Origin of the sequence: Leptolyngbya sp. FACHB-541 (assembly GCF_014695875.1) — a bacterium.
Taxonomy (GTDB): Bacteria; Cyanobacteriota; Cyanobacteriia; order Elainellales; family Elainellaceae; genus JAAUTN01.
Genome location: NZ_JACJPC010000034.1, coordinates 121231 through 128348 on the forward strand (window position 1 = coordinate 121231; position 7118 = coordinate 128348).

Sequence of the window (7118 nt, forward strand, 5' to 3'; positions counted from 1 at the left end):
GTTTTAGCGGAGTTTGGTAGTTCGTTCTGCACTTGAAGTTGGAGACTTAGTCTCAGTTCAGCATTGTTCCAATGCAGGACTTACATCAAGCTCCAATTCCTGCATTCATGCCAAAATTTCGTTTTCCGCCCAATTTCTAATTACTTGCAATCAAAATCACACAAAACTGAGAGCTAAAACGTCAGAAAACCTTGAAGAACCTACAGATTATCTGCTAGATCAAAGTTCAGTCCTTAATCCTGAGATTACCGTTTCTTAAATCAACCTATGTAAATTCTCTCACTATGGGCATTTATTGACCGATGCCTTCTGAGCTAGCAGACCGCTCAAAAGCAGGCATCGGTACTGGTTTGGGTAGAGATCCTGTAGAGAGAACAAACTGTATGACTGTTAAACGCCGACATTTTCTCATGTTCTTGGGGGCGAGCGCAGGCTCGATCGCCCTTGCGCCTGTCGCCCAAATGGGGCAGAAATTCTCAATGCCCTTTCAGACGGGTGCGGCACAGGCTAGTACCCCCAATGGGTTGAGTTTTATTCCGGTAAAAGGGCCGATGCCGCTTGAAACAAGCAGTATTGATGTTGCTAATCAGGTTGCTGAATATAGCAGCTACACGGTTATAGACGACGTAGTGCTACCTGATGGCTTTACTTATGACGTGATTGCAGCTTGGGGTGACCCGGTTGGGGATTCTCACTTTGGTTACAACAATGACTACTTGTCTTTCGTGGAAACGGGCGAAGGTGAAGGTTATCTGACCGTTAACCATGAATATGTTAGCCCGCTTGCCTGGATTCCAAGCTATGAACCTGTGCTTGGGAAGGTTCTACCGTTTGAGCAGGTTCAAGCTGCGCTCGAAGCTGCCGGAGAAGACGGAATTGATGCTTATTCTCTAGATGACAACGACCCAATCAAGGCTCAAATTCGCGAGATCTCGGTAGAAGCGCTGGTTGACCAGGGACTCAGCGTCATCTCAATTCGTAAGAACGCAGACGGCGTTTGGGAGCGCACCAACTCAGGCAACGATCGCCGCATCACAGGCGCTTCTGGCTTGGATGACGGTCGCTATCTCGGCTCAACTGGCCCGGCTACGGCTGTGTTCCGCAAAACCAGAGTACAGGGCTACACCGATGGACTAGGCGATCGCATCATCGGTAGCTTTGGCAACTGCTCAGGCGGCACCACCCCTTGGGGAACAGTACTGAGTGCCGAGGAAAATTTCCAGGCTCAGGTACCAGAACCCGTCTACGCTGATGGCAGTTCTATGTCTCCGGGCGACAAGACGTTTGTGATCGACGATGAGGATGTTGGTGGGCAGGGCAACGTGATTGGGCTAGCTGGCAACAAGTACGGCTGGGTTGTAGAGGTCGATCCGGCTAACCCCAACGACTACGGAGTAAAGCACACTTGGCTGGGACGCTATCGCCACGAGGCAGTCGGTGTTCGGGCAGAAGCAGGCAAGCAACTGGCTTTCTATTCTGGATGCGATCGCCGGGGCGGACACCTCTACAAGTTTGTCAGCACTGGCACCGTCAGCGATCCCCAGTCCAAAGCTAACTCTCGCCTGCTGGCATCAGGAATGCTGTATGGCGCAAAATTTAATGAAGACGGTACGGGTAGCTGGATTGCTCTAGCTCCCGATACGCCAGTCAACCCTGACCTGCCCAGCACCATTGAGGGCGGCATGATTCCTCTGCCCAATCGCCCTGACGGTGGCATCGTGAAAGTAGATAGCGATGAAGCGGTGCAACAGTTCAAGCAGCAGTTCAGCACGCTAGGACAGCTTTACTCAGGCACCGATCGCGAACGTCAGGGTGCAATTTTAATTGACGCTCACTACGCAGCAAACGCAGCCGGGGTTACAGCAACCGCTCGTCCTGAAGACACTGACGTTAGACCCGATGGAACGCTGTTTATCACCTACACTTCTGGAACCTCTGGGGGTGATGGTGGCCCTGACAAGCGCATTTTCGTTGGACCCAATGGTGAAACATCCTATGAATATGGCTGGATTATGCGGCTCAACGAAGATAGCAACGAACCAGCAGCCATGACCTTTACCTGGGAAATGGTAGCGCTGGGTGGTGAACCTGCCGAAGGAGGTTTAGGTTTCGCCAACCCCGACAATCTGGAGATTGACGCTAGCGGCAACCTTTGGATGGTGACAGACATGTCTTCTGACAAACACAACCGCGCTGTTCCTAGCCGAGTTGACGAAAACGGTGAGGCAGTGAGTCAGTCCAATTTGAGAGGTTTGTTTGGCAATAACTCCATTTGGTTCATTCCAACTTCTGGAAACGACGCAGGCAAGGCGTTCTTGTTTGGCATGGGGCCAATTGACAGTGAAACAACCGGACCTTTCTTTACCCGTGACCAGCAAACTCTATTCCTCGCAGTCCAGCACCCTGGTGAAATCGGCGGCATTCGGACAGATGGAGCCGCAGAGACACGGGAATATGCAATGAAAACCACAGATGGGCAAGAGTTTAAGCAAACTCGCGAAGTGCCAATTGGCTCCAACTGGCCCAGCAAAGTTGCAAATGACCCACCCAAGCCTGCGGTGATTGCAATTCGGCGCACTGATGGCGGCAGATTGACTACTTAAGTGAGTAAAGCAATGTGAAACTATAAGCTCACAACGTTTGACATGAGTTTATTGGGCAATGGGCGATCGCTCATTGCCCATTTTCTTAACAACATAGGAAGTTATGATTAGGTACACATTATCTTTGCGCCCTTACCCAAAACCCCTCTGCTAGAGCTTCTTTGGTAAGGAATTACACATGACTCCATTGGCAAAGTCCATCGTCCGCATAGGGTTACTCGCATCTCTGGCGCTACCCCTATCCATGTTGCCTCATACTCACCTCTCCTGGTTCTTGACGAGTGGATCGTCGCTAATCATAGCCCTGCTAATCAGTAATTCTTGATCATCAACTCCTTACCTTTAGCAGCAAATTCTTGCTTGTAGTTGTTCATGCCATATTGCAGCGTCCATTCAACAATGTTGGCAAAGCCAAACAGCTCGCGAATTTTAGGAGAATCATCATAAGTAATCAGCCATTTGTGGGAGCATCGCCGCATGTTTGCAGCGAAACGCTCATGATCAAAAGAGGTGTGCAATCCTCCTCGAAACCCATAGAGCCGCGATCTTGTCGCATTGAAATAGGGCGGATCAAGGAAGATAAACACCCTATCTCCCTGCTGGAATAGCAGCTCTGCATAATCTTGATTAGTGATTTGAACAGAGCCTAAAAGCGGAGAAATTTGTCGCAGCCTGCCAATTGAGGAATCCGTAAACCTACGCTCAAAAGCTTGCTGAGAATATCCACCCGAATCTACCGTGCCAGAAAAAGTAATCCGGTTCAACACAAAGAATCTAACCGCCCGCCCAAACTCATTGAGCTTTAAATCTGCACAAGTGAAGTATTCAAATAATTCTCGTCCGTCCGTATATTTCTGCTTGATTTCTGTTACTTTTTCTGCCAAAGCTTCAATGTCATCTCTGGCACTTTGCCAGAAACAGTACAAATCATGATTTAAGTCATTGATCCAATAAGACTTAACTGGGTTGTTTAGCTGCTTAATCCCTAGAAATACTGATCCTCCTCCCACAAAAGGCTCTCGATACTCCGTAAAATCTAGTGGCACATGAGGAATAATTTGAGCAAGAGCCTTTGATTTACCACCGGGATAACGAAGCGGGCTTCTAATCTTCATTCGACTATGTGGCTGAGTAGGTTGAGCAATCAGGCGGATGAGGTTTTGGGGTGAAATTTGAGAAACTAAGCATATGTTTCGGAGTGAGTCCTGTTATGCTTCCTGTCGTCATCCACGAACCCTCTATTCGTTTGTTTAGCTTCTATTTTGAGGGAAGCATCTACCAAGGTATGAGTTATCAGGGAAAGCTTTACAAACTGACTAAATCTTTTGACGCAAAAGAACGGCTGAAGGCATATACGTTGGGCTGTGAGATTTCTAACCGAAATCATGAAGTCGCCATCACCGTTTCAACGGAAAAATATCGCGTTTGGGTAGATCTAGCTACTCAAGATGCACCAGAAGCCCTACAGCTAGATGATTTAGTTGAAACAACCGGAAAAGTTCAGAGCTTACAGATCGCTAAGGGATGAGCGTCAGAATAATACAATGCGCGATCGCATTTTGGCGAGTACTTTCTTCTCCAAGGGCGATCGCCCATAGCCAATATCACGAGCTGTAATAATAACGATGGGTATCTGTTCGCCTTGATCAAAAGACCTCTTGCACAAATGACTTGCAAAAACATGAATGGTAGTGTGGCTGAGCCACACTACCATTCACGTATAAAGTCTTCTGGAGTAGGACGGAGGAGCATTACCCCTACGCTCTACCTCAGAAGACTTTGGTTCAACTTAAGTTGTCTTAGCTGAAGTAATCAGCGCTACGAAACTGCTCTTAATTGCGACCTAGCGTACAACGTACTGGGGCAGAAGATGCAGTACATTACGCAACACACTGTAACCAGCCGCATCCCATAGCAGATAAGCGAGGAATCCGATCATTGCTAACCGTCCATTCCACAGTTCCGCTTGAGGAGTCCAGCCGAATAGAAAGGCATTACGATCTACGCCATTATATTCCTGTGCAACAGGAGGCAAATCGGTAGAGGAACGAGTTTCTGTAGTATTAGGGCGAGTTTTAGTTTCCATGATTGTCTCTCCAAAAAAACATTTGTTTGAAAACGATGTTTGTCTTGCGCTTGCATTTGCTTGCGCTTATGTCTCCTATGCTAGGAACTTAACAAGTTGTTGCAGTCTGTCTATGGGTCTAAGCTGCCTGCAAGTCTATAGGATGAGATTACGAAAAGTTAAAAAGTGATGTCGTTAACAAAAACTCATTCTTCTCATGACTTTGATGGCACTGGTCACTTACAGAAGATCTAACAAAAGTCAGACGCTTCCTTGAGCTACTGTTTCACACACTGAAGACGAAAGCAGCATTTAAAACTTACAGATATGGCTTCCACCGTACTCATTACAGGAGCTTCTCAAGGGATTGGGAAAGCAACTTCACACTTGTTTGCTAGCCACGGATATAATGTTGTGCTTGCAGCTCGACAGGCTGATCGTCTGGAGACAACAGCTCAAGAACTTCGGGCTACGGGGCACTCTGCCACTGCAATTCCTACGGATGTGAGACAGCCTGACCAGGTAAACCTGATGGTGCAAAAAGCGTTGGATCAGTATGGTTCTATTGATGTGCTGGTCAATAACGCTGGAATCTATATCTCCGGCCCAGCAGAGGAATTTTCGCTCGAAGATTGGCATCAAGCAATTGATACTAATCTCTGGGGCTACATTCACGCGATTCATGCTTTATTACCTCATTTTTTGGCACGTCAGGCTGGAACAATCGTGAATGTTGGCTCTATTGGTGGAATCGTACCTATTCCTTACTTAACGCCTTACTCTACAAGCAAATTTGCGGTGACTGGTTTGACGCGATCGCTCCATTCTGAATTAGCGCCCAAAGGAATTCACGTTTGCGGCATCTACCCCAACATAATCAAAACTAATTTCTTAGAAAGAGCCATTTTTAGGGGTAAGGATGCAGATGACTTGCGATCGCGTCAAAACCAAGTCAGTCAATTAGTGGACACTCCCGTGATCGAAAAAGCTGACGATGTTGCCAAAGCAGTCTGGAATGCAGTAAAACACAAGCGAGATGAAGTTGTTGTCGGTTCTGCAAACCTATCTGCGGCTTCTAATCAACTGCTTCCCAATCTGGTGCAATGGGTTCTCCGCAAGACATTTCAGCATAAAGACTCCTAACGGGTTCACACTTCAACGACTTCCGGCGTTTTGGGTTGCAGCTAAACCGGGTAGGCGTACTAACCCATTGAACTGCTTGCCAGGATACCAAAGCGTTTGGGCAAGATTGCCCAAACCAGGGAGGCTTTCCATGTGTCGTACCATTCGAGTTCGCATCTCTTGATCGGGTAATGGCCCTTTCAATGCACCCAAGTTTTCAACAATATGATCAGGATTGGTAGTGGCAGGAATGGCACAGGTTACGGCCGGGTGGGAGATAACGTATTTGAGGAAGAACTGAGCCCAGTTTTCACAGCCGATTTCACTGGCGAAGTCGGGCAACGGTTGTCCCTGAACTACTTCAAACAGACGTGCCTTTTCAAAGGGCATGTTAACCAATACAGCAGTTCCCTGGTCAGCCGCCGCTGGAAGAATCCGATCTTCGACATCCCGCTCAAAGATCGAATAGCCAACTTGCACAAAATCTAACTCACCATTCTCAATCCACCGTGCAACTGGGGCAGCATATAAGGGCAAATCATGATAAGTTATCCCTAAATAACGGATTCTACCTTCCTGTTTCCATTCTCGTAGGAATGGAATCACCATTTCGACATTCACCAGGCTGTGAACTTGCATTGCATCCATGCGATCGCGTGATAATCGCTGCATGGACTGCTCAAGTTGGCGTAATGCATGACTGTCATCACCTAAATACTCACCTGTTGCCCAAATCTTGTTAGTGATAAACAGATCGTCAGTGATGTTAAGGGCTGATGCAAATTCGCCTACGTTTACCTCGGACATCCCGTAGAGCGGCGAGACATCAACGACCCGTCCACCTCCATCCCAAAAACGGCGTATTACTTCTTGAAGGTGATTGCGTGGCTGGTCAGACAAGACATCAAACGTCAAAAAGGTTCCCATACCGATCGCGGGTACCTGTTCATTCGTTCGAGGAATTAGCTTTGTGATAATTTCTGAGGCTTTTGAACCATTCTGAGCAACTTGGTTGTGCGACATCTGAGCTTGAGTTGCTTGATTTTGAGCAGCTTGAGATCCACCCTGAATGAGAGGGGACAAAGCCGCAGTCGCAGCACCGATGCCCATTGCTTTGATCACAGCACGTCGGGAAAAGGGTTGCGGATTGGATGAGTAAGAGTTTTCCTGGTGCATTACAATCACTCCATTCAGCAAAGGGTTAATTCGTTAAAAAGAGTTGTCGGGAAATAAGAGTAAGGAAGCGACTGCTAGTTTTGGAGTGACTCTGGTCTAAGCAACCATCAGGTAAAAGTTCCATAACCCTGCGGCTGTCAGCATCAAGCGGT

General features: G+C 47.6%; 7 protein-coding genes. 3 read left to right on the top strand and 4 right to left on the bottom strand.

What is annotated here, in order from left to right; translation table 11 throughout:
- Positions 1-383: 383 nt before the first annotated feature.
- On the top strand, positions 384-2603 hold the full coding sequence (locus H6G00_RS05745; protein WP_190796001.1) for an alkaline phosphatase PhoX: 2220 nt from the start codon (positions 384-386) through the stop codon (positions 2601-2603).
- 311 nt (positions 2604-2914) lie between these two features.
- Here the strand turns inward: H6G00_RS05745 and H6G00_RS05750 are convergent, their stop codons facing one another.
- Positions 2915-3718, bottom strand: a complete 804-nt coding sequence (locus H6G00_RS05750; RefSeq protein ID WP_190795989.1) for a DNA adenine methylase — start codon at positions 3716-3718, stop codon at positions 2915-2917.
- Between the two features lie 95 nt (positions 3719-3813).
- Between H6G00_RS05750 and H6G00_RS05755 the strand changes: the two genes are divergently transcribed.
- Entirely contained in the window at positions 3814-4131 is a 318-nt protein-coding gene (locus H6G00_RS05755) for a hypothetical protein (RefSeq protein ID WP_190681667.1), read from the top strand.
- A gap of 3 nt (positions 4132-4134) precedes the next feature.
- Here H6G00_RS05755 and H6G00_RS05760 read toward each other — a convergent pair whose 3' ends face one another.
- Together H6G00_RS05760 and H6G00_RS05765 are read right to left on the bottom strand one after the other, a co-directional pair.
- Entirely contained in the window at positions 4135-4317 is a 183-nt protein-coding gene (locus tag H6G00_RS05760; RefSeq protein WP_190795990.1) for a hypothetical protein, read from the bottom strand.
- A 129-nt stretch (positions 4318-4446) separates the two neighbouring features.
- Positions 4447-4689, bottom strand: coding sequence for a chlorophyll a/b-binding protein (locus H6G00_RS05765; RefSeq protein ID WP_190795991.1), 243 nt, complete (start codon positions 4687-4689; stop codon positions 4447-4449).
- A 306-nt stretch (positions 4690-4995) separates the two neighbouring features.
- On the opposite strand from H6G00_RS05765, the gene H6G00_RS05770 reads away from it, so the two are divergent.
- A complete protein-coding gene (locus H6G00_RS05770; RefSeq protein WP_190795992.1) occupies positions 4996-5811 on the top strand; it encodes an SDR family oxidoreductase in 816 nt (271 codons plus the stop codon).
- 12 nt (positions 5812-5823) lie between these two features.
- Here the strand turns inward: H6G00_RS05770 and H6G00_RS05775 are convergent, their stop codons facing one another.
- Entirely contained in the window at positions 5824-6966 is a 1143-nt protein-coding gene (locus tag H6G00_RS05775; RefSeq protein WP_190795993.1) for an aldo/keto reductase, read from the bottom strand.
- Positions 6967-7118 lie beyond the last annotated feature (152 nt).

Bases quoted from the DNA above. Each gene is read 5' to 3' on its own strand.
- H6G00_RS05770 (WP_190795992.1), top strand. From the start codon at position 4,996: ATGGCTTCCACCGTACTCATTACAGGAGCTTCTCAAGGGATTGGGAAA.
- H6G00_RS05775 (WP_190795993.1), bottom strand. From the start codon at position 6,966: ATGCACCAGGAAAACTCTTACTCATCCAATCCGCAACCCTTTTCCCGA.
- H6G00_RS05745 (WP_190796001.1), top strand. From the start codon at position 384: ATGACTGTTAAACGCCGACATTTTCTCATGTTCTTGGGGGCGAGCGCA.
- H6G00_RS05760 (WP_190795990.1), bottom strand. From the start codon at position 4,317: ATGGTAGTGTGGCTCAGCCACACTACCATTCATGTTTTTGCAAGTCAT.
- H6G00_RS05755 (WP_190681667.1), top strand. From the start codon at position 3,814: ATGCTTCCTGTCGTCATCCACGAACCCTCTATTCGTTTGTTTAGCTTC.
- H6G00_RS05765 (WP_190795991.1), bottom strand. From the start codon at position 4,689: ATGGAAACTAAAACTCGCCCTAATACTACAGAAACTCGTTCCTCTACC.
- H6G00_RS05750 (WP_190795989.1), bottom strand. From the start codon at position 3,718: ATGAAGATTAGAAGCCCGCTTCGTTATCCCGGTGGTAAATCAAAGGCT.